The organism is Nitratireductor sp. B36 (assembly GCF_020833685.1).
Classification (GTDB): domain Bacteria; phylum Pseudomonadota; class Alphaproteobacteria; order Rhizobiales; family Rhizobiaceae; genus Nitratireductor.
Genome location: NZ_JACKZY010000002.1, coordinates 970,946 through 993,781 on the forward strand (window position 1 = coordinate 970,946; position 22,836 = coordinate 993,781).

A 22,836-nucleotide genomic window follows, 5' to 3' on the forward strand; every position below is an offset into this window, starting at 1 on the left:
CGCACCTCAATCATCTGCCAGCGCCTCGCTGATGCGACGCATCTGCTCCCCCATCGCTTCACATTGCGCCGGCGTCGATTGCGCCATCACCCGATCAATGAGTTTGGTGTAAACCGCAAGCGCTTCCATGAGACGCTGTTCACCATCCTTCGTCAGATAGAGGCGTAAGACGCGACGGTCATTGGCGTCGTTCTCGCGACGTACCAGACCCTGCGTTTCAAGTTGGGGCAACAACATGGTGATGTTCGAGCGCCCAACCAGAAGGCGGCGCGCCAGATCATGCTGAGATTGGCCGGGATGCCGATAGAGGTTCATCAGCATGTCGAGCTGCGCAATCTTGAGGCCAAGAGGCTCGAGTGCCTTGCTGAGCGCTCGAACAATGGCTTTTTCTGCGCGTGCAACAGCGATCCATGTGCGGAAACGCGGATTGTCCCAAGGGAGATCTTGTAATTTGTTCATGATTGAACTAACTTTGTTCATGCTTGAACATTATGTGGGTTTCCACCATGACTCGTTTCAGCCTGAGCATCCTGAAGAACCTTTTTGGCACATTCGAATATGTCGCGCCAAGCCTTGGCGGGCGTCTGGCATTCTGGTTGTTTTGCCGAACGCCCGATCCGATGCAGCAGACAGAGAAGGAGAGGCGTCTTCTCGCACAATCCCAGGATTTTATGCGCCAAGCACGCAGGCATCACCTGACGACAACCCATGGCGAGATCACGGCGTATGAGTTCACAAACTGGGGCGCACGGCGCGATGGACCGGCGGTGTTGGTCCTTCACGGCTGGCGTTCGCGAACGGAACATATGCGGGCCGTTGTGGAAGCTTTGCTTCGGCGAGGGTTTCGCGTTGTTTCGATGGACCTTCCAGGACACGGAACTTCAGGCGGGAGAGTGCTTAATATACCCAAGGCGGTTGCAGCCGTGAATTCCGTCGCCCAATGGCTGGGGCCGTTTGACAGCATGGTGGGACATTCCTTTGGAGGCGCGGTTGCGCTCAACGCGATTGCCGGTTCTGTGGCCGGATTTGCGGCTGTGCCGGTGCGACGCCTGGTGACCATCGCGTCCCCCAATGCGCTCCCTGAACTTTTTTCGCAGTTTGGTGCTTTTCTGGGGCTGGGTCCCAGAACCCAACAAGCCTTCGAAGACCGTGTTGAGGTGATCGCTGGCACACCTTTGCGGGCATTCGTTGCGGCTGAGCAACTGCGTCAGGTCCATGTCCCGACACTGGTCATTCATGCGCCGGAGGATAAGGAGGTGCCTTCCTCGGATGCCATAGCAATGGATGAGGCGGGGGACCATGTCACGGTGGTGTGGGCGCCTGGCCTTGGACATCGCCGTATTCTCGCGGACACAGGCATCGCTTCACGTGCGGCAGAGTTTGTCGCGACGCGCAGGATAACCTGGTTGAAGCCGGCAGCTGCAGCGCCGTTAGAAGATTGTTTACCAGTCCTCGATTGAGCGTGAATTTCATAACAATTTTATCGATCAGCCCGCGACCTTGCGGCCGAGACCTGTTATTTTGGTTGTGAAACAGAATATCCTGGTTGTGGCAACGAGCTCAAATCTCGGCGGGGTGATCGATTATGTTGAAGTCCATGCGCAAAAGCGGGCTGACCTGCATGGCAGCTGTGCTGTTCGCTGGAGGTATGGGGCAGGCCCATGCGCAGTCGGATAATCTTTTTGACATGCTTTTCGGAGGGGGCAATCGGGCACCGGCCCGGGCCCGGAGCGAGCCGCCGCGGACCGTCAAGCCCGCCCCGGTAAAGCGGAAGCCGGCCAAAGCACCAAAGATTTCAGGCCCGTCTTACTACAGTTACAAGCCAGAGCCGCTTGCTCACGTCGAGTTTTCCGAAATTTCAGTTCCTTCGTCTGAAGTTGCATTTGCGCCGACCCTTGAGGGGGTGTCCTTCCGGGAAGCCCTTCCCATGCTGGAAGGGGTGGAGTTGTACGCTGAAAAGGAAATTGCCGACGCAATCGTGGCATTTTACTCTCAGAAGCCCGACTTCATCTGGGTTTCCGGTCATCAGGTCAACGAGCGCGCGAAGCGCGTCCTGCGCGTACTCTCGGAAGCCTCAAGTCATGGGCTTTCGGATGTCGACTATACGGTTGGTGTCCCTTCGAGCGACTTCTCCTATGACGACATCGCAAGCCGCCAGAAAGAGTTGATCCGCTTTGAGATGACGCTTACTGTACGCGCCCTGCGTTATGCGCGCGACGCGCATGCAGGCCGTATCAATCCCAACAAGCTCTCAGGGTATCATGATTTTCCCGAGAAGCCGATGGACCTGGTTCAAAGCATTGGCTTCATGGCAAATATGACAGAGGCGGATCGCTATCTGGAGGGGCTGCACCCGCGCAATGACGCTTACCGCCAACTTCGTGCCGAGTTGGAAGTGTTACGTGGCGCTGCCGAGCGTGAGATAAACGTCGACCCGAAGACATTCGTCCGCCCCGGTGGAAAATCGACTGAATTCGCCAAACTGCTCAAAATCATTGAGCGTGATGCCAATGATGCCTTTCTCGAGGCTCACGGTGCTGTTCTGAAGGACCATCATGGAAGTGAAGCCTATGATGAAGCCTTGGTCCCGGTCATCAAGGCAGCACAGGAAAGTCACGGCCTCAAACCGGATGGCATCATCGGGCCACGGACGGTCGCAGCGATCGCCGGGCTTTCAAAAACCGCGCGGATCGAAAAGGTGCTTTATGCGCTAGAGCGGTTGCGCTGGCACCCGTCAGAGTTGGGCGAAACACGGGTGGTGATCAACGCCGCTGCTTTCAACGTCGATTTCTTTGAGAATGGGAAGCCGCGGCTTTCCATGCGCACGGTGGTCGGACGGAACAGCAACCAGACCAGTTTCTTCTACGACAAGCTGGAAACCGTGGAGTTCAACCCATATTGGGGGGTTCCGCGTTCGATCATCGTCAATGAGATGCTCCCGAAGCTGTGGCGTGATCCAAGTTATCTCGACCGAAATGGCTATGAGGTGATCAACGGTCAGGGGCGTCAGGTTTCGTCTTCCGCCGTGAACTGGGGGCGCTACGGAGCCAATGTTCCCTACAGCGTTCGCCAAAAACCGGGACGCAGCAATGCGCTGGGTGAACTCAAGATACTCTTCCCCAATCGCCATGCGATCTACATGCATGACACACCGGCCAAGAGCCTGTTTCAGCGGGACACGCGCGCGTTCAGCCATGGTTGTGTTCGGCTGGCAGACCCGCGCGCCATGGCGGCGGCGGTTCTGGGGGTCTCCGTTGATGAGGTCTCGCGGGCTATCGAGACGGGGGACCGCAGCCGTCCTACCCGGCGCAAGATCGAGCGGGACATCCCGGTTTATGTCGGTTATTTCACGGCCTGGCCGCAGACGGATGGGGTGATTGCCTACCATGGCGACGTCTATGAGCGTGACGTCCATTTGAAAGCTGCGTTGGAAAAAACCACGGACATGCGCTCTTCAAGTATCTGAGTGCACAACGTTCTTGCGGACAAAGCTGGCCGGCGCGCTGAATGCGAAACCGATCCAATCGTGCCATGGCTTCATTAGCACCAGGGTCACGGCCCTAGGGCATTTTGCAGTCAGGTGGAATCACCTGACGTCCGCATAAATGCGGAAAAACAAGAAGATTGAGCGTCCTTTGTGCGTCCAAGAGGACGCACGGCGCTCTAGGTCTTCAGTCGCGCCAGAAGGTGGGAACGAGAAGAACCACAACCGCGAGTATCTCCAACCGGCCGAGCAGCATTGTGGCCGAAAGGACCCATTTTGCGAAATCGCTGAGTGGCACGAAATTGCCGGCGGGGCCGATCGTTGTGCCCAGTCCTGGACCGACATTGGTCAGTGCGGTGAGCGAACCGGTTGTCGAGGTCAGGAAATCGAGACCCGTCGCGGCCAGCAAAAGCGTTGCCACCACCCACGATATCAGGAAGCCGGTAACGAAAAGAACCACGGAGCGTTGCATTTCCTCGTCAACGACCCGCTTGCCATATCGCAAGGCCTGAACGGAATGGGGGTGAATGAGCAAACGTAGACCATTGCGCAGCATTGCTCCCAGAATAAGGAAGCGATAGGCCTTGACGCCGCCGGAGGTTGAACCGGAACAACCTCCCAAAAAGGTCGCGAAGAAGGCCAGTGTGACCGCAAAAGGCCCCCAAAGCGTATAATCCTCGCTGGCAAAGCCGGTCGTGGTGATGATCGACGCAAAATTGAAAGCCGTGGAGGCAAGAATGTCATCGAATGGATCACCGGTGGCGATACGACGCTGCACGGCCAGTACCAGAACGATCATCGTCACATAGCTGAGGAAGAGCCTGATCTGCGGATCGCGCAGGGCATCAAGGCGCCCCCGCGCGAAGAACAGCACCAGAATGGAAAAGGGCAGGGCGGCGAGCAGCATGAAGACCGTCCCAACCCACAAAACGGCATTGCCTTCGAAATAGCCAAAGGACGCGTCGTGCGTGGAGAATCCGCCTGTGGCGATGGTGGTCATGGCGTGGTTGACGGCGTCGAAATTGCTCATCCCGGCCGCAGCATATGCAAGGGCGCAAAGTGCCGTCAGAAGACAATAAATGCCTACAAGCGCTATGAGAAAGCTGATGAAGCGCTCAAAAGGACGGTTCTCAATATCCGATGATTCGACGCGGAAGTAGGAGAACCCGCCCACTTTAAGCAGCGGAAGCAGGAAAAGGCCGAGCGCGACCACGCCGATTCCGCCAATCCATTGCAGAATCGAACGCCACAGCAGCAGCCCGGGCGGCAAGGTGTCCAGTCCGGCGATGACGGTGGACCCTGTCGTGGTGATTGCAGATACCGATTCGAACACGGCTTCGGCAAGGTCGAGTTTCAGCGACGCCGTGTAGAATGGCAGGGCACCCACGAGGCCCAGCATCAGCCACAGCAACACCACCACCAGAAACGTCGTTTGCGTGGAGCCACGGGTGAGGGGCGCGCGTGTGGCGGCGGCGATGGTAAGGGCGATGGCGCCTGTCGCCAGCGAGCAGACGACAAAGATCTGCCAGTCGTCATTTCCGTAATAGAGATCAACTGCGGCTGGAAGAAGCATCGAAGCGGCGACATAAACAGCGAAAATGGCCGCTGGGTAGGTGGCCGTCCGGATTGTGGATGGTTGCACTTTCTCTACCTCGAAATGAACCGGCTCCGTGGTAGAGGAGAATGCGCTTCAAGGAAAGAGACTTCACAAGAAGTGCAGGCATGCACGGTCGGCATGGCTGAGGGCAAAGGCATCCGGTGCCGGATGGCGGTCAATCTCTTACACAATAAAAACCGGCACTTTCGCTCGCACCATATTCGGGATGCGTGTCGATGATGTGAGAAAGTGAAGGAATGTTCCAGCGGTCAACGACCCGATAGCCCATGCTATCGAGCGATTCCAGAAACGAGGCTTCGCTACGGATTTGATAAGGCACCAGGGCCGGCCCGATGCGCTCCAGGGTTACGATGGTTTCTCCCTTCCGCAGCGCCACCTTGTTCAGGAGCAGGTGTTTGGGCAACGCCACCAGACGTCCAAGAAGAGTGACCAGGGGAACGTCCAGATATTGCAGCAAACCTGATCCGAGAAACAGGTCGTAGGGGCCGTATCCATCGATGCTGCTTGTGAACTGCAAATTGTCGATACCGTCGTGGCGAGCACGTTTTTCTCCTGCCTTTACGATGGCTGGAACGTCGTAGATGGTCCATGCGATGGAACCGATTTCGGGCAGAACATTTGTGAATGCACGGAATTTCGTGCCCATGTGGCCGCCTGCGTCAAGCAGTGAACGGATATCCTGGCGGCGTTGACTGAGCCAGAACAGGATCGGGTAATCCCACGGCATCAGTCGGCACATCTCTTCGAACGCCACCCCCGCGACCGCGTCATGATCATATCCGGCGAGACCACGCCGGCTGGCGGCGCTCAGGGCATCGTCATAGGTGGCGTAGACACCTGAGAAACGCACGGAACGATGCGCGACCATCCGCATGCGGCCAGCTGCCGCCTGAAACGGCAGGAGCGCTGTTCCATGCACTCGCTTGAGACCCTGTTTGATATGGTTCAGCGACATTTCTGAAATTTTGGCCCGTTTGCTCAAAAACCCGGTTTTTCTGGCGAAAACGTAGCCTCTGAGCTCTGTTTTCACCAATTCATCAATCCGGCTTAGGGAAGAGCCGATCTGATTAGAGAACAGGAAGGGTTCATGATGCCGAAGGCTTCAGACCGGGAACCCATGTTTCTTCGCCAACGCCCAGATCTCGCGGTTCGTGGCGATCAGGCGATTGATGGAACTGGTGATGTTGGCGATTTCGGCATCATCAATGGCGTCGACCTTTCCATATTTCAATCGGTCGCCTGAATCCGAAATCCGCATGAGCAATGTGGAGACGTTCTCTCCCGTGTCATCAAAGGAATAAATGCAGTGATTGTATTTGTTTCGAAGCTTGGCTTCGCTCATCATGCGGCGTGTGACGCCCAGCACGTCTTCACGGATCTGCAGCTCGGTCCGGTCGAGTTTGGCGAGGCGTTCAACCAGATCAACACGCGCTCTCGACGTGTTCAGGGTCAGGAAGATCACCGTGGCAGTTTCCATGTCCACCCGGGCGAGCCCGGCGATAAGATGAATGAGAAGGCTTTCCGTGTTGGTCCATGTGTAATTCAACTGCCCCAGCAGGGTCAGCACGTCGCGGAAACGCTGATTGCCTTCCTTCATCGCAAGAGTGCCCGCACTCATCTCGAATGGCTCGATGAAGCACATGCTAGCACTGCGCATTTCAAGCGTCCACGCCGCCCGCAGATGGGGTTCAATCCTCACGGAAGGCGCGATTCATGCTGTCCATGATCGGTTTCGAGAGATATTCGAAAAATGTGCGTTCCGCTGTCTGGATCAAGACTTCCGCAGGCATGCCTGGCGTGGGCAGAAACCCGCGAACACGCGCGAGTTCGCTTGGAGGCAGGCGAACACGCGCAAGATAGATCTCGCGCTTGTCAGCCGCGGACTGATCACGCAGGGCGTCGGCCGAAACATAGAAAACCTCGCCCATCAGGACAGGCGTGGTGCGCTGATTGAGGGCGGTCAGCCGAACAGTGGCCTCCTGGCCAACTCGCACACTGTCGATCTTGGTGCGCGGAATCTGGGTTTCGATGATTAGGGGAACATCGGAGGGCAAGATCTCGGCGATGCTTTTGCCGCTCTCAATGACCCCGCCCGGGGTGTGGTAATACAACCGTATGACGGTGCCGGTAACGGGCGCATTGATGGTGGCACGGCGCAACACATTCTCGGCTGCGCGTGACTGCTCTCGCACCGCATCGAGTTCGGCCTCGATGGCTTGCAGCTCATCGAGAGCGGCCTGTCTATAGGCCGCAAGGGTTTGGTCTGCCTGCTGCCGGTAACGGGCGATCTGCGCCTGCGTTTCATCCACCTCTGCAGCGAGGCGTCCGATCTGCCCCTCCGCTTCGGCCATGGCCCGCTTGATCGCCGAAATCTCCGGTTTGCGCATCAGCCCCTGCTGATAGAGTTTTTGCTTGCCGGTGAACTCATCGGAAAGGAAGGCAAGTTGGCGGGTCAGAGCCTCATGCTGTGCTTCGTAACCCCGACCTCGAATTTCAAGTGCGGCGATATTGTTGTTGAGCAGCTCGATTTCACTGTTCAGCTTGCGTTTTGAGGATGTGAAGTTGAGTTTCTGGCTGTCGAGGATTTCCGCGACTTCCGGATCGACCATCCGCTCGGTCAGCTCACCTGGAAAGTCGATGCTGTCTTTCTCCTGATATTCCGCGCTCAATCGGGCGACGATGGCCAGCAGGCGGGCGCGCCGGAGAAAGAGTTGCCGTTCATTGGCAAGAGCCGAGGTCTCATCAAGCTGCACCAGGGGTTGACCAGCGAGGATGTGATCGCCTTCCGAAACCAGAATTTCCTTGATCACGCCGCCTTCGAGATGCTGGACGATCTTGTTTTGACCAGTGGCGACAAAACTGCCTTGCGAGATGACGGCCGCGGCCAGCGGGGCGAAACTTGCCCAAACCCCAAAACCGCCAAAGCAAAGAACCAGCAGGACAATCCCGGCGATGGATTGTTTGCGTATCGAGCGCGGAACGTCCGCGTACCACGTCATGTCCTGGAGTTTTGCGATATCTGAGGAACTCATGGGGAGCCTGCCTTCAGGGGAGCTGAGCGGCCAGAGGGCCGTTTTGCAGTTGTCCGGCCTGGTGTGCCGCAAGCGCGCGCAGCACGTCCTCGCGGCGACCGAACATGGAGATCGTGCCGTTCGTCATCAGCAGAATCTTGTCGACATGCTGAAGCAGGGATGGGCGCTGTGTAATGACGACCGCGGTAATCCGGTTCTGCTTGGCATGCTTCAACGCCCGCGCCAGGGCTGCATCTCCGGCACTGTCGAGGTTCGAATTCGGTTCATCGAGAACAATCATGCGCGGGTTGCCAAAGAAAGCGCGGGCGAGGGCGATCCGTTGCTTCTGTCCGCCCGACAGGGGGGAGCCGTCGGCCGCGACGATTGTTTCGTACCCCTGCGGGAATGTTGCGATCATCTCGTGCACGTCGGCGAGTATTGCCGCCTGATAGATTTCCTGATCGTCGACGTCGTCCCGCATGCGCGCAATGTTGGCTTTGATGGAACCCGGGAAGAGCTGAACGTCTTGCGGTAGATAACCGATATTATCGCCGAACTGACGTTGATCCCAGTTGCGCAGGTCCATGAGATCCAGGCGAACGCTGCCTGAGGTCGGCAAGATTGACCCGACGAGCATTTTGCCGAGCGTCGTTTTTCCGGCGCCGGAATTGCCGATCACGGCGAGTGAATCTCCTGGGCGTAGAGAAAAATTGATGCCGTTGAGAACAACGCGTTTGGTGCCCTGGGGCACATAAAGTACCCGTTCCACGTCCAGTCTGCCTTCGGGCTTCGGCAACACCAGCCGTTCGAGATTCAGAGGAGAGGACCGGAGCAGCGTGCTGATCCGGCGATAGGCTCCGCGTGAGAGAATGAACTGATTCCAGCCTTCGATGGAGCCCTCTATCGGCGCCAGCGCCCGGCCTGCGATGATGGAGGCGGCGATCACCATGCCACCGGTTATATGGCCCTGGATGGCGAGATAGGCCCCCCAGCCAAGCAGGGCGACTTGCGTCAGCAGGCGGATGGCCCGGGAGGTGGCGGCCGAAACGATGTTGCGGTCCTGTGCCTTGACCTGCGCCTTCAGCGAACCGGCGGTATCCTGCCCCCAGATCTTCACCGCTTCCGGGATCATCGCCAGGGCGTTGATGATCTGAGAGTTTCGCGCCATGGAATCGAGATGCAGATTGGCTTTGCTCTGAAAGACATTCGCTTCGCCGAACGGGGCCGCGGTGGCACGCTGGTTGATAAAGGCGACCAGGGTGAGGAGAAGCGCCGAAAGCACAACAATGCTCCCCAGATGAGGGTGGACCAAAAAGACGGCGAGTACGAAGATCGGAGCGAAGGGGATGTCGAGAAAGGCGAGCAGCGTGCCTGAGACCAGAAATGAGCGCAGTTGCTGCAGGTCGCCGAGGGTCTGGTACTCGCGTCCGGTTCCATGCAGCGAAGCGCGCGCCGCCGCACTCAAGATCGGCGCCCCCAATTGAGCCGCGACCTCGACTGCCGTGCGCATGAGGATAAATCGTCTTATGGCGTCGAAAATGGCTTGAAGCAGTACTGCGCCCACGATGACAATCGTCAGCATAATAAGGGTATCGGTGGAGCGGCTGGTCAGAACGCGGTCAGAGATCTGGAAGAGATAGATCGGGATGGCGAGAACGAGAATGTTGCTGGCGTTGGTGAACAGGAGCACCATGAGCATGTTTTTGCGCACCGCTGACAGGCCTGCGGTGAGGCTCTTTGAAAAGTCTACTGGGCCGAGCCGGCGGTGAAACGAGCCTTTGGTGCCGGTGCTGTTGGTAATTTCTGCTGCTTTGGTGCCTGATTGAGTGTTGTCGATCTCGTTTCTATCGGGGTCACGTCCCGAGTGGGGGTTATCTGCTTGCGCGGCATTGTCCCCTGATCGCATTGCGCTGGGAGAGGGCTTGTCTTCCCGCGAGCCCGGAGCGGTGTCATCTGCGGGGGTGAAGTCGCCGCTGGGTTCTGCCTTTCCTGACTGTTCGCTTGTTCTTGCAGCCCGGGCATCCACTTCCTTGAAGATGCGAGAAATCTCTTCATCGGCAGCGCGCAGAATTCGCTGTTTGTGCGCCTCCTCTTCCGTGCCAAACGTGCAGGAGGAGGCGTCGTTCACACGGGCCAGCCGCTTTTTCGGTTTGTCCAGCATGTCGTTCCCCCCGGCCTTTGCTACCCAAGCATCGTCTGCATCACGTCTGCGGTGCCACCGTCAGGGATCGACGCATCGGATGGATTTTGTCCGGCGTCCCCTTCGCCTGGTGCTACGAGATCATCGCTCAAAAACACCACCGCCTCGCTGATCAGCGTGTCGGCGCTTTTGGTATAGAGGCCCGTGTCGTGCGAAATCAGTTCAGCCTGAATGAGCAGCTCATCGGAGTAGACCGACCCCGCTATGTACGTCGTGGAATTTACACCGCCATCGACAATGGCCGCTTGATTGATGAGTGCGTTGGAGCCGGTGGAGATATCCCAAGATGCGTCGGCATTTTCCGCGGTTTGGCTCTTCGCAAGCGCGACCTGGTCCGCATCGCCCAAAACATTGGTCTGGCTGACATATTGTAGATCGACCACGTCGCCGGAAATATAAAGGACCCGGATGGTAGGCACGCCGGCGAAATCCATTTCCGAAAGAAGCGATTGTGGAGCGGCGCCCGTGCTCTCGGCCAGCTGGTTCAACGCTTCCAGATAGGAAGGGGGCATCTCTTCGAACGATACGGTTCCATACTGGGTGATGGAAGCCTCATTCCACAGGAGATTTCCACTGGTCGAAAGCGTGGCGGTGCCCTCGGTCTGAAAATCACCAACCGTCCCAACGATATCATCATCCAGAAGTATGTTCGTCTGGCTTATAATGTTGGCATGATAGACATTGCCGCCGACAATGATGAGGTCGTAGTAGTTTCCCAGCTCGGCAAGCGACGAAGCGTTGATGACCGTGTTGTCGCCGAGAACGATTTCCGTTCCGCCACCGGAAGCCGACATGATCGTAATGTCATTGTCCTCCACGAAGCTGACCTGCTTGATCCAGTTGGTCAGCATCAGATCGCCGTCGATCCGTGAAACCTGCCAGTGGGCAGGAAATACCGGATCGCCTTGGGCATTCTGGACGCCAGCCGGAGGCGGATTGTCGATCGTCCGAATGGTGGCGGTGTTGAAGGCTTTGGTCGGTGTTTCCGTCAACGATTTCCAGCCGTTGAGCGCTTCGCCCGTCGTGTCGTTGTCGCTCCATACATTCAACTGACTGATCACGTTGATATGGACATAGTCGCCGGCCACGGCGAGCACCGGCGCCCCGTACCAATCATTCACCAGTATTGCCTCGTTGACGAGCAGGTTTGCTCCTGCTTCGACATTCATTGTCGAGTGCGTTGAGAAATCGGTCGCGTCCGCGTCCGGACTTTCAACTTCCGCAATTTTCGTTGGGAGATGGGCATCCAGTACCGGCAGGTCCTCGACTTGCTGACCGTTCACAAACTTACCCTCTATGGTTTCGCCCCGCAGGACGAACACACCGTCGCCTTCCCCCAGGGTGTCGATGAACGCGTCGGCAAGGTCCGGCGCATGCATGATGAAGTCTCCGATCTCAGCAGCGGATCCTGGCGCCTCAAGATCGGCGAATGGCTGGAGAGACGAAGCGGCCTCAATAAGATTTGCAAGTGCCGAGTCTGCGTCACCGACGGGATTGAGGCGTAGCCCATGATCGCCGATGCTCAGATAGTCATTGTCTTCCAAATAGGCCTGTTGCTTGAGGTAGAAAGCAAGCGAGCCGAGCGGCTGGTATTCAGCAAAAACTTCTGTGTCGGCTGCCATGAAGGGTGTGCTGCCACCCATCAGAGCCGGGACAGCACTTTGACCGTCGAGCTCTAGTGGTATTGGATCGAAACGCACATGGACGATCACATGCGCGTCAAATCTATCGATCGGGGGCGGCGCGTATTCAATCCGTGGAGAGAAGCCTTCAAGAGCGTAAGGGCTGACAATGTTAATACGGACATTAAGGAGCTCATTGGGCTCCAACGGGGTTTCCTGAAGCGCCTTGAAGTCCGCATAGTCGAGCCTCAGCCTAGCGTCTTCAATGGCCTGGGAAAACAGTCCGATGAAGTGGGCGATCGCTTCTGTGGTTTGATCCATATGCATAAAGCATCACCTTGCTTCGACCTGAGCTGGATCGACATCCTGCCGACCATCATTGTCCGCACACACTGGTTGAAAGGTGCGGAGGTTTGCGGGTGTCAGACGAAGGGTGAATGTCGCAAACCTCCGTCTCCGGCGCCCAGGGGGGCGGGCGCCGGAAGTCGCTTGTTGTCAGGCGTCGTCTTCGCCGACAACGGTGTTGTTCAGATCGCCACCAACCACGGTGGTATCCACGCTGTTGCCGAGTACATTGGCGCCCATGACGATTTGCTGATTGAAGGCACTGTTGTCGACAAGCGCATCCGCGCTCGCCTCTGAAATGCCATTCACATAGCCATCATCGCCATTGTTGGATCCCCACATGCCACCGGCGCCGCCTGCGCCGCCTGCACCTGTGGTCGCGATGCCACCCATGCCACCGGCGCCGCCATTGCCGCCTGAGACCGGTCCGGCCCATGCATCACCAGCGTCACCGCCGATTGCAGAAGCCCAACCGCCTGCGCCGTTGCCACCATTGCCACCGTCGCCACCGCGGGCGGCACCTAGACCGAAGCCTTCCCCTTCGCCGAGGCCAAAGCCGAGGCCTGCGCCGCCGTCAGCCGCGCCGCCCAGACCACCGAGGCCGCCCATGCCGCCTACGCCGCCGTCGCCGCCGGTGCCTGTTCCGCCATTGCCGCCGGAGCCTTCACCACCTGCAGCACCGGTGCCGGTGCCTCCTGCACCGCCAGCGCCAGCTGCACCGCCAGCACCACCTGCGGCCGCTGCTGCATCTGCTGCAGCGGCAGCGTCTGCTGCACCGCCAAGTCCAAGACCACCGGAGGCTGCGGCAGCATCGGCTGCAGCGGCTGCATCGGCCGCAGCGTTTCCGCCGTCGCCGGCTTCACCGCCCGAGCCGCCTTCGCCGCCTGAACCTTCACCGCCGGCGCCACCGGTTCCGGTACCACCTGCGCCACCTGTGCCATAACCGCCCAGGCCGCCTGCGCCGCCGGCGCCGCCTGCGCCGCCGGCACCGCCCGTGCCACCATCGCCGCCAAGGCCGACGCCGACACCAAGGCCACCGAGGCCAAGACCTGTGCCGGTGGCTGTTCCGCCTGATCCGCCTGCGGCGCCGTTTCCATTGCCGCCATAGGCTTTGGCGTCGTCAGCCATGCCGCCGCGGGCATAGCCACCGTCGGCATAACCGTGCGCACCATTGCCGCCATCGGCGTCGGCATCGCCGCCACCTTCGCCACCGTCGCCGCCGGCAACGATGCCATCATCGGCTGTCGCATTGCCGCCCGTCGCGTGGCCATTCTGATTGAACGCGGCCTCATTTGAGACGTTCGGGTTCTCAAGCGTATCGTTATCTACCAGGTCGTTCACCTGACCGATCACGAAGGCATTGTCATTCCCGCCGCCGTTGAGCGAGTTGTTGAGAATGTCGTCAAACGACATGTCATCGCCCGGATCGTAGGAAATTTCGCCGTCGCGGTTGATGAACAGTTGGTCGACTGTGCCGCCACCGTAGATGTCCACGTCCGCGAAATCATCGTCGGTGGGCACAAAACCGTCCAGACCAACGTTCACGGATGTGTTGACCGAGGTGGCGACGTTGGTGGCCACGTCTGTGTTGTTGGTCGCGTTGTTCTCGGCGTTGTTCTGTGCCGTGTTGCCGGCATTGTTGCTTGCCGTGTTGTCGGCCGCATTGGTGGCAGCGTTCTCAGCCGTGTTGCCAGCCTGATTGGTGGCCGCATTCTGCGCTGCGTTGGACGCTACGTTTGTGCCGGCATTGTTGCTGGTGTTGTCGGCATCATTGGTGGCGCCGTTGTCCGCGTTGTTGCCGGCGGTGTTTTCCGCCGTGTTGATTGCGGTCTGTTCCTGGCCCTGATGCTGCCATTCACCTTGATGCTGATGTTGATGTTGATCCTGGTCCTGATTGTTGCCAGGCCAGCCAGGGAAGAATACGCCAAAACCGTTTTGTTTAGGCATGATCGTGTCCTCATCCTCAAAATGAGAACCGTGTGGACACGATCACTGTTCATCTCTCAGGTGATATTGTGTCTACACGGTCCTGCTGTTTCGCGGCCCATGAGCCGCCTTTGGAAGTGCAGAGCCACGTTCGGACATCGAATGAAGATGCACTCCTCCCTCTGCCGGATGAGACCCGTGATCCCGGTGTGAATCCCCACCGCCCACATCATCGTTGCGACCCATGAACAGTCTTCACGGCAGGGGCGGGCTTATCCGACGGGAGGAATTGTCGTGCCGGGACCGCCAACAAAAAACCTGCAAATTCGGTCGATTGGGGCTCATCAGAGCCTGACCATAGGTCCACCCACCACGTCAAAATGGGTAGAGGTGGGGTAGCCAGGTTTGGGTGAATCGGAGAAAGCATGGCGGGAATATGCCGCTTTCCACAGCTTTGTACCTGCAAGGCGAGCCGACCGGGAACGCCTTGATTCGGCGAAGCTGCTCAGAAGCGAAAAGTCCAGTAAAGACAGACGAGCGTAGCCAAGCCGAATCCTATGAAGGCCAAAGTGCGCAAAAGCACATTGCGCCGTAGCGTGTCGAGTGACAGATGAGCCGCCACGATCCCCACGGCGAAAAGGAAGTGCCAGTCGAGGAGAGCCTGCAGCGCTTGCATATTGCCGAACGCCAGCCTTGCACCTTGCACACCGACAATCGTTGCAAACAGCACGATGGCTGCCAGATAGAGCGGGGTTGTGCCGCTTGTGTGCACCACTGCTGCGGCCCGGATTGGCAGTATGGTGACCAACATGGCTGCAAGGGCGTAGAGAGCCGCCAGTGGCATGAAGCTTGATGCGCTGGCGAGCCCATCAAGCCTCTCGTTGCCGAGGCTGCCAAACCCGTATCCCTTGCTCTGCAGTGCGAACCCGAGGGCGACGAGCAACCCCGTCAAGACTGCAACGACAAGGAAGGCGGACGCTGTGCGGTTCATGCAGGATCACTCCGATATTGAGACACTCCTCGCTTAGGATGATCCGCAGGTCTTGAAAAGTCCGGAGAGCAGAATTGCTGCTCAAGAACATGCATGGCCTGGATGGGCCACTGACAGAGGAGGCCGCGTAAGAGCAAGTTTCGCCGTTAGGTGTTGGCGACTTTCTTGCGTTCCTCACGCGCGAGGCGACGTTTCTCAACCTCGTTGAGAACATAGCAGGCGTCTTCTGCCTCGGATTTGCTGATGCCGGCTACGATCGTCATGCCGATCATTGCCGGCTCGTTACGCAGATTGTCCCAAACGGTCCAGAGTTCTGAAGGGTCCAGGACTATCTCGTAGCGGGGTTTCATCTCCCGTCTCCTTCATCGGGTTGATCTCCGTGTCTTGCCTAATGAGAGATCAATGATTCTGATGAAAGAGAAGTAAGTAAAAACAATCGGATATGACTAAAATTGTACTGAATTTTCCAGGCCGCATGGCGGTCCGAGTCGGCCTTCAAGGCGGACAGACAGGAAGATGAGGAATATGGGATGGTGGGCGCGGCAGGGATTGAACCTGCGACCCCACCCGTGTGAAGGGTGTGCTCTCCCGCTGAGCTACGCGCCCGCTGACGACGTGTCGCCAAGCGAGCCGCGATATAAGGGGCGGCGTGGGTGGGTGTCAAGCGGGCTTTCAGTCCTGTGGTCAGGACGCCGTCGCAGCGATCAGATTTTCCACCATTTCGACTGTGAGCTCGTCAAAACCTGAGATCACACGTGAGGGTTCAAATGTGCTTACATGCTGATCGGTATAACCAAAATCAACCGCGATAACGGGAATGCCGGCAGCCTTCGCTGTGTCGATATCCGTCCGCGAATCGCCAACCATCACCGCCCGTTGAGGATCAGCGCCTGCCATGGCGATGGTCCGCAAAAGATGACCGGGGTCGGGTTTGCGCATGGGGAAGGTGTCGCCGCCACATATCGCGTGGAAATGTCCGACAAGACCAAGCGCTTCAAGAAGCGAAAGAGACATCCCTTCGAGTTTGTTGGTGCAGACTGCTGCTGTGTATCCCGCCGCCAGAAAACGTTCGATCGTCTCGACCGCGCCGGGAAAGGGGCGGGAATGACCGGGAACGTTGGCGGTATAATGCTCCAGGAAAATGGCCTGCAGCGCGTCCAGCTGGTCTCGGGCCAGATGCCTTTTACGAAGGGCGAAGGCCCGCTCGATCATCACACGACTGCCAAAACCGACAATGCGGTTGATGTCTTCCTGCCTCACCGGTTCCATGTCGACAGTCTCGAGGCAGTGATTCAGGCTGTCGAGCAGGTCTGGTGCCGTGTCGACGAGTGTTCCGTCGAGATCGAAGACAATGATTGGCGCTGACATGATGTTCCCTTCGTTGAGTTTCACTGGGATACAGTGCACGGCTGGGTGAAGCAAGTTTGGCCCTGTCGCCGCCCATGCGCTCTGGCCTGCATTGCGGGGAGCGATAAAACGGGTTAGGAACCGCTGAGATATGACCGGGGGCAAGATGTCGGCGGATATGCGGGAATTGAAGATCGAGGCTGCTCGGGCCGCGCTTGATCACGTTGAAGACGGGATGCGACTGGGCATCGGAACAGGGTCCACCGCAGAGGAGTTTGTCCGCCTGTTGGCTCAACGGGTGGCTGGTGGCCTGACCGTGATTGGTGTGCCTACTTCGGAACGCACGGCCACGCTGTGCAGCGAACTGGGTGTAGCGCTCACCACACTCGAAGAAACACCCGAACTGGACCTGACTGTGGACGGTGCCGATGAAATCGGCCCGCAGCTTGGTTTGATCAAGGGGGGCGGAGGCGCGCTGCTGCGCGAAAAGATCGTCGCGGCGGCCTCCAAACGGATGATCGTCATTGCCGACAAGTCGAAAATCGTTGAAACGCTCGGTCGTTTTCCATTGCCGATTGAGGTCAATGCCTTTGGGCGAGGCGCTACGGTTCGGGCCATCGGTGAAGCCGCGCGTGCGCTCGGACTCGAAGGAAGCCTGGAAGTTCGGGAAAGGGACGGATCATCGTTTGTTACCGATGGCGGGCATCTCATCGTTGATGCATCTTTTGGCCGCATTCCCGATCCAAGAGCATTGGCAAGCGCTTTGAACGCCATACCGGGTGTTGTAGAACACGGCCTGTTCCTCGACCTTGCGGACACCGCTTTCGTGGCTGGTGATGGCGAGGTGCGAACCCTCCGGGCCGCATGAACAAGAATGGAGTGAGAAACATATGAACCTGGCAACCCGCATCCGCCTTGTTGCAGCTTCTGCAGCCTTGGCGATGACGTTCGCTTTCACCCCTGCCGGCGCGCAGGAGATTTCCGCTTCGCATCTTGCAGCGGCACGCTCCGCGATTGATGCGATCAACGCCACTGATGATTTTGATGGCGTTTTGCCCCAGGCGGCAGCGGCTCTGAAATCAGAGCTCATTCGCAAAAACCCGGACATGGTTGCATTGATCAATGCCACGGTCGACGAGAAGGCCATTGAACTGGCGAGCCGTCGGGTCGATCTGGAGCGCGAGGCGGCACAGGCTTATGCCCGTGTCTTCTCGGAGCAGGAGCTTACCGAAATCGCGCAGTTCTACTCGTCACCGACCGGGATCAAGCTGATAGAGGATGGCCCGATCGTGACCCGCGAGGTGCTGAAGGCCGGTGAAATCTGGCGGCGTGGCATTGCCCGCGATCTCGCTCAGATGGTGGGCCAGCAGATACAGGCCGCGACCAAGGCGACGGGAAACGGAGAGGCTTCTGAAGAGGGAACGAAGGCTCAATAAGCTTTCGATCACGAAACAGTTAGAGCCCGGTCTTCGTGCCGGGCTTTTATTCTTCTATGGGCGTTTCTAAGTGAGTTCTGCAATGAGGCGGTCGCAGGGGTGCCAAACGGCGCCAGCCCGGTGAACGCCGGTTATTCTAGTTATTCAAGGGGCGAGAAATAGACGATGAGCGATTTCGACTACGATCTATTTGTGATTGGCGGCGGTTCGGGCGGTGTGCGCGCCGCACGCGTGGCCGCGGGGCTGGGGAAGCGCGTTGCGATTGCTGAAGAATACCGCTTTGGCGGCACCTGTGTCATTCGCGGCTGCGTACCCAAAAAGCTCTATGTCTATGCCTCTCAGTTTCCTGAGCATTTCGAGGATGCAGCCGGGTATGGCTGGTCGGTGCCCAAACCCACGTTTGACTGGAAAACGCTCGTCGCCAACAAGGACCAGGAGATCACTCGGCTCGAAGGTCTCTATCGCAAGGGACTTGAGAATGCCGGCGCCGACATTTTCGAGGCGCGTGCAATGCTGGTGGATCGGCACACGCTCGATGTCGGAGGAAAGCGCGTAACTGCTGACAAGATCATCATCGCCGTTGGCGGTCGCCCCAATCCACATGTCGCATTGCCCGGTCAGGAGCTCTGTATCTCTTCCAATGAGGCATTTGATCTTCCTGAACTGCCTTCGAGCATTGTGATTGAAGGTGGTGGTTATATCGCTGTCGAGTTTGCAAACATTTTCCACGGCCTGGGTGTCGACACGACGCTGGTCTATCGCGGTAAGGAAATCCTGTCGCGCTTTGATCTCGATTTGCGGCGTGAGCTTCATGCTACCATGGAAGCCAAGGGGATCCGCATCATCTGCCAGGATGTCCTTACCCAGGTCGAAAAGCGCGCCGATGGTGAATTGGATGTTCGCCTGAAATCGGGTGAAGTGCTGCGGGCGGGCCAGGTGATGCTTGCCATTGGCCGAATTCCCAATACTGAAGGGCTGGGACTTGAGGCGGCCGGCGTTGAAACGGGCAAGACCGGTGAGATCATCGTTGATGCGTATTCACGCACCAATGTCGACAATATCTGGGCGCTGGGCGATGTCACCAATCGGGTACAGCTGACACCGGTCGCGATCCATGAGGCGATGTGCTTCATCGAGACCGAGTATAAGGGCAATCCGACCGAGGTCGACCATGACACGATCGCCACCGCCGTGTTTTCCCAGCCGGAGATTGGTACGGTCGGGCTTTCCGAGGACGAGGCAGCGCAACGTTTCGACCGACTGGAAGTCTATCGTGCGAGCTTCCGCCCCATGCGGCACACGCTTTCCGGCCGTCAGGAGAAAATGCTGATGAAGCTGGTTGTGGATGGCGACAGCCGGCGGGTGCTCGGTGCGCACGTTCTTGGGCCGGATGCCGGCGAGATGGCGCAGGTGTTGGGTATCGCCCTCAAGGCGCGGCTCACCAAAGACGATTTTGATCGAACCATGGCAGTGCACCCATCGGCGGCCGAAGAACTGGTCACGATGTATCAACCGACCTACCGTGTCGAAAAAGGGCAGCGGGTCGACTGATATGGGGGAGGGCGCGACATCGGGTGCTCTTGTCGGGTATTTTGGCTATGGGTCGCTCGTCAACCGCGATACCCATCGCACCGAGATTGTGGATGCGCTGCCTGCTCGCCTGAAGGGCTGGCGGCGCCACTGGGTGCGTCGCGATGAGGCAAGCAACCGAGCCCTTCTGAGCGTGCGCCGTGAAGCGGGGGCCGTCATCGACGGCCTGCTGGTCCTGGATCGGGCTGAGAACCTTGCCGCAGTCGATATTCGTGAAGAGCGTTACAAGCGCGTCTTGATTGCGCCGGACGATCTTGAGCTGACCGGAGGGGTGCCGTCGGATTTCCCGCTTTATGTATATGAAGCATCGGTTTGCGAAGGGAAGGGGCGTCTGGAGATCATCCAGTCCTATCTCGATGCAGTGCTTCAGGGCTTCCTGCGTGAACATGGCCGTGCCGGGGTCGAGCGTTTCATTCATGAGACCGACGGCTTTGATGCTGCTATCCTTGCGGATCGCAAGAGGCCAACTTATCCGCGCGCCGTGACGCTTGAGGCCGAGGAGCAGGCTTTTTTCGATGCACTTTTAATGCAGATAACTCCTGATTTTGCATCTTTCGTGCGTTAGTGTTCCCTTCATGCCACAATTGCGGGCTAGTATCAGGCGCTTCCTTTGGTTAAGAAGCGGCCTTCCAGTATCCGTCTTGGAGATTTCAGCGGATAGAGGGCATGATCCTGTAGCAACTGTCGAGTAAGCAAGATGACGAAGTGGTCGCCGAATTCGTGGAGAAACAAGCCAATCCAGCAGGTTCCGGCCTATCCGGACGCTGAGGCCCTGGCCGAGGTCGAGGCGCGCATGGCCACGTATCCGCCGCTCGTTTTTGCAGGCGAGGCGCGCAAGCTGAAGAAGCAGCTCGCTGCTGTCGCCGAAGGCAACGGATTCCTGCTTCAGGGGGGCGATTGCGCCGAAAGCTTTGCCGAGCACGGCGCTGACAACATCCGCGATTTCTTCCGTGCCTTCCTGCAGATGGCCGTTGTCCTGACCTATGCGGGATCGCAGCCCGTTGTGAAGGTGGGGCGCATTGCGGGCCAGTTTGCCAAGCCGCGTTCCTCCGACAACGAGACCAAGGGCGATGTGGTGCTGCCGAGCTACCGCGGTGACATCATCAACGGCATCGAATTCGACGAAGCCTCGCGCATTCCCGACCCTGCGCGTCAGGAGATGGTCTATCGGCAGTCAGCCGCGACACTCAATCTTCTGCGCGCTTTTGCCCAGGGCGGGTTTGCCAATCTGGAGAACGTTCACAAGTGGATGCTGGGCTTTCTGTCCGACAGCCCGCAGGCCGAGCGCTATCAGGAACTCGCCAATCGCATTTCCGAGGCGGTCGACTTCATGCGTGCCATTGGCATCACGGGTGAAAGCACCCATGCACTGCGCGAGACGGATTTCTACACCAGCCATGAGGGCCTGCTTCTTGGGTATGAGGAGGCATTGACGCGCGTCGATTCCACCTCCGGCGACTGGTACGCCACATCCGGTCACATGATCTGGATCGGTGATCGCACGCGCCAGCCCGATCATGCTCATGTGGAATACTGCCGTGGCATCAAGAATCCGCTTGGGCTGAAATGCGGTCCCTCGCTATCGCCGGACGGCCTGCTCGAACTGATTGATATTCTCAACCCGGAAAATGAGCCCGGCCGCCTGACCCTGATCGCACGTTTCGGCGCGGACAAGGTCGCAGACCATCTGCCGAAGCTCATTCGGGCGGTGGAAAAGGAAGGCCGCAAGGTCGTGTGGTCCTGCGATCCTATGCACGGCAACACCGTCACTGCCGCCGGCTACAAGACGCGACCCTTCGACCGCATTCTCAAGGAGGTCCAGACCTTCTTCGAGGTGCACCGCGCCGAGGGCTCGCACCCGGGCGGCTTGCATGTGGAGATGACCGGCAAAAACGTTACCGAGTGCACGGGCGGCGCGCGCGCCATCCGCGACGAGGAACTGCAGGATCGATACCACACGCATTGTGACCCGCGTCTCAATGCCGATCAGGCGCTGGAACTGTCTTTCCTGGTGGCGGAGCTCTTGAAGAAAGACCGAGAGTCATTGCCGGCAGGCAAGGTCGCCAACGGCTGAAACGGATTGAGCCATAGCTTCAGCGATAGTTGATGTCGCTTGGGGCGTGCCACTGATAAACATGGTCTCCATACGACTTGGTCGCGTTGGGAGAGAACCATGACAAACGAATGCAGCGGATCGTGCCTGTGCGGTGCGGTCCGTTTTCGCACCAAGGGCTCATTGCGTGGTGTGGTCTATTGCCATTGTTCGCAGTGCCGCAAGCAGACGGGGCTTTACTATGCGGCGACGGATGTCGACGTCTCGAACGTGATGCTCGAAGGCGAGGATCAACTCACCTGGTATGCGGCGTCCGATTTTGCGCGACGTGGATTTTGCAAGACATGCGGCTCAGCCTTGTTCTGGAGACGGCTTGGCGCGGATAAGATCTCAATACTGGCCGGTGCGTTCGACCTGCCGTCCGGGCTCACCGCCGAAAGCCATATTTTCGTGGCGGACAAGGGCGATTTCTATGATATCGCGGATGGGTTGCCTCAGTATCAGCGCGGCAGCCCTGGTGTCATTGTCGCGGAGGAACGTGAGCAGGAATGACTGACATTTCGGACGCCCTCAAACTCGAGACACGTGTCGGCCTCCCGGCAGACCTGCTTTATCTCGTGGAGAAATATCCGCGCGAGGTCTGGCATGGGCATCCCAATCTCGGTGAAATGGCCCGGTTCTGGCTGCAGCGACACGACATGTTCCGCGAGTTGGGGGACATGCTGAAGACGGGAATGGTCGACTACCGGGAAGAGAGGCTTGCACCGCGCGATTTTGCTGGCTGGTTTGCGCCGCGCCTGCGTTTCTTCCTGCAGCAACTCCACGGGCATCATCAGATAGAGGATATGCACTATTTCCCGGTTTTCGCGAAAGCCGAGCCGCGCATGAAGCGCGGATTTGATCTGCTCCACAGTGATCATCATGTGATCCATGACGCCTTGGAGCGCAATGCACAGGCGGGTACAGCCTTCCTGCAGGCGCTGCAGACTAACAATGCGCGCGAGCGCTTCGCTGCGGATGCCTATGCACGCGAGAATGAGGCGCTGCTTGGCATGCTTCTTCGGCACCTGGACGATGAGGAAGATCTGATCATCCCGCTCATTCTGGACCGCAGCGAGGAGGGGCTTGGCGTGGGTGTCTGACCAGTGCGGCAGTGTTGCCAGCGGGGGGTGCAAAGGCTACACGCTTAAGGCACTTCGCTTCCTCAGACATA

Annotated in this window: 20 protein-coding genes and 1 tRNA gene; 9 read left to right on the forward strand and 12 right to left on the reverse strand. The window is 58.4% G+C overall.

Going from position 1 to position 22,836, the window contains the following annotated elements:
* Positions 1-6 precede the first annotated feature (6 nt).
* Positions 7-459: a MarR family winged helix-turn-helix transcriptional regulator gene (locus tag H7H48_RS11180; protein ID WP_229449117.1), complete on the reverse strand. Its 453-nt coding sequence runs from the start codon at positions 457-459 to the stop codon at positions 7-9.
* A 212-nt stretch (positions 460-671) separates the two neighbouring features.
* On the opposite strand from H7H48_RS11180, the gene H7H48_RS11185 reads away from it, so the two are divergent.
* Both H7H48_RS11185 and H7H48_RS11190 read left to right on the forward strand, forming a co-directional pair.
* A complete protein-coding gene (locus H7H48_RS11185) occupies positions 672-1,460 on the forward strand; it encodes an alpha/beta fold hydrolase (RefSeq protein WP_370633364.1) in 789 nt (262 codons plus the stop codon).
* A gap of 125 nt (positions 1,461-1,585) precedes the next feature.
* On the forward strand, positions 1,586-3,466 hold the full coding sequence (locus tag H7H48_RS11190) for a murein L,D-transpeptidase (RefSeq protein ID WP_370633351.1): 1,881 nt from the start codon (positions 1,586-1,588) through the stop codon (positions 3,464-3,466).
* A 205-nt stretch (positions 3,467-3,671) separates the two neighbouring features.
* Here the strand turns inward: H7H48_RS11190 and H7H48_RS11195 are convergent, their stop codons facing one another.
* The 11 genes from H7H48_RS11195 to H7H48_RS11245 all read right to left on the reverse strand — a co-directional run bounded on the left by H7H48_RS11195 (position 3,672) and on the right by H7H48_RS11245 (position 16,565).
* The gene (locus tag H7H48_RS11195; RefSeq protein ID WP_229449120.1) at positions 3,672-5,126 is read right to left on the reverse strand and encodes a TrkH family potassium uptake protein; all 1,455 of its coding nucleotides are present in this window, start codon (positions 5,124-5,126) and stop codon (positions 3,672-3,674) included.
* Positions 5,127-5,256: 130 nt separating this feature from the next.
* The gene (locus tag H7H48_RS11200) at positions 5,257-6,057 is read right to left on the reverse strand and encodes a methyltransferase, TIGR04325 family (protein ID WP_229449121.1); all 801 of its coding nucleotides are present in this window, start codon (positions 6,055-6,057) and stop codon (positions 5,257-5,259) included.
* 147 nt (positions 6,058-6,204) lie between these two features.
* Positions 6,205-6,720, reverse strand: a complete 516-nt coding sequence (locus tag H7H48_RS11205) for a hypothetical protein (RefSeq protein ID WP_229449252.1) — start codon at positions 6,718-6,720, stop codon at positions 6,205-6,207.
* 70 nt (positions 6,721-6,790) lie between these two features.
* Entirely contained in the window at positions 6,791-8,134 is a 1,344-nt protein-coding gene (locus H7H48_RS11210; RefSeq protein ID WP_229449122.1) for an HlyD family type I secretion periplasmic adaptor subunit, read from the reverse strand.
* Between the two features lie 13 nt (positions 8,135-8,147).
* A complete protein-coding gene (locus tag H7H48_RS11215; protein WP_229449123.1) occupies positions 8,148-10,274 on the reverse strand; it encodes a type I secretion system permease/ATPase in 2,127 nt (708 codons plus the stop codon).
* A 20-nt stretch (positions 10,275-10,294) separates the two neighbouring features.
* Complete coding sequence (locus H7H48_RS11220; RefSeq protein WP_229449124.1) at positions 10,295-12,262, reverse strand: type I secretion protein; 1,968 nt, start codon at positions 12,260-12,262, stop codon at positions 10,295-10,297.
* A 168-nt stretch (positions 12,263-12,430) separates the two neighbouring features.
* Positions 12,431-14,227, reverse strand: coding sequence for a hypothetical protein (locus H7H48_RS11225; protein ID WP_229449261.1), 1,797 nt, complete (start codon positions 14,225-14,227; stop codon positions 12,431-12,433).
* A 484-nt stretch (positions 14,228-14,711) separates the two neighbouring features.
* Entirely contained in the window at positions 14,712-15,197 is a 486-nt protein-coding gene (locus H7H48_RS11230; protein ID WP_229449125.1) for a hypothetical protein, read from the reverse strand.
* 146 nt (positions 15,198-15,343) lie between these two features.
* Positions 15,344-15,547, reverse strand: a complete 204-nt coding sequence (locus tag H7H48_RS11235; RefSeq protein ID WP_229449126.1) for a hypothetical protein — start codon at positions 15,545-15,547, stop codon at positions 15,344-15,346.
* Between the two features lie 181 nt (positions 15,548-15,728).
* Positions 15,729-15,803, reverse strand: a tRNA-Val gene (locus H7H48_RS11240).
* Positions 15,804-15,881: 78 nt separating this feature from the next.
* Entirely contained in the window at positions 15,882-16,565 is a 684-nt protein-coding gene (locus H7H48_RS11245) for an HAD family hydrolase (RefSeq protein WP_229449127.1), read from the reverse strand.
* Positions 16,566-16,710: 145 nt separating this feature from the next.
* On the opposite strand from H7H48_RS11245, the gene rpiA reads away from it, so the two are divergent.
* From rpiA to H7H48_RS11280, 7 genes are all read left to right on the forward strand, one after another.
* The gene (rpiA, locus tag H7H48_RS11250; RefSeq protein ID WP_229449253.1) at positions 16,711-17,412 is read left to right on the forward strand and encodes a ribose-5-phosphate isomerase RpiA; all 702 of its coding nucleotides are present in this window, start codon (positions 16,711-16,713) and stop codon (positions 17,410-17,412) included.
* 22 nt (positions 17,413-17,434) lie between these two features.
* On the forward strand, positions 17,435-17,980 hold the full coding sequence (locus H7H48_RS11255) for a DUF2059 domain-containing protein (RefSeq protein WP_229449128.1): 546 nt from the start codon (positions 17,435-17,437) through the stop codon (positions 17,978-17,980).
* 165 nt (positions 17,981-18,145) lie between these two features.
* Positions 18,146-19,531 (forward strand): glutathione-disulfide reductase, encoded by a 1,386-nt coding sequence (gene gor, locus H7H48_RS11260; protein WP_229449129.1) that lies wholly within the window; start codon positions 18,146-18,148, stop codon positions 19,529-19,531.
* A gap of 1 nt (position 19,532) precedes the next feature.
* Complete coding sequence (locus tag H7H48_RS11265; protein ID WP_229449130.1) at positions 19,533-20,135, forward strand: gamma-glutamylcyclotransferase family protein; 603 nt, start codon at positions 19,533-19,535, stop codon at positions 20,133-20,135.
* A gap of 132 nt (positions 20,136-20,267) precedes the next feature.
* Positions 20,268-21,644, forward strand: coding sequence for a class II 3-deoxy-7-phosphoheptulonate synthase (locus H7H48_RS11270; protein WP_229449131.1), 1,377 nt, complete (start codon positions 20,268-20,270; stop codon positions 21,642-21,644).
* 99 nt (positions 21,645-21,743) lie between these two features.
* Positions 21,744-22,175 carry a GFA family protein gene (locus H7H48_RS11275; protein ID WP_229449132.1) on the forward strand — a complete coding sequence of 144 codons (432 nt, stop codon included), beginning with the start codon at positions 21,744-21,746 and terminating at the stop codon, positions 22,173-22,175.
* Complete coding sequence (locus H7H48_RS11280; protein WP_229449133.1) at positions 22,172-22,765, forward strand: hemerythrin domain-containing protein; 594 nt, start codon at positions 22,172-22,174, stop codon at positions 22,763-22,765. The genes H7H48_RS11275 and H7H48_RS11280 overlap by 4 nt, the downstream gene beginning before the upstream one ends.
* Positions 22,766-22,836: the final 71 nt, after the last annotated feature.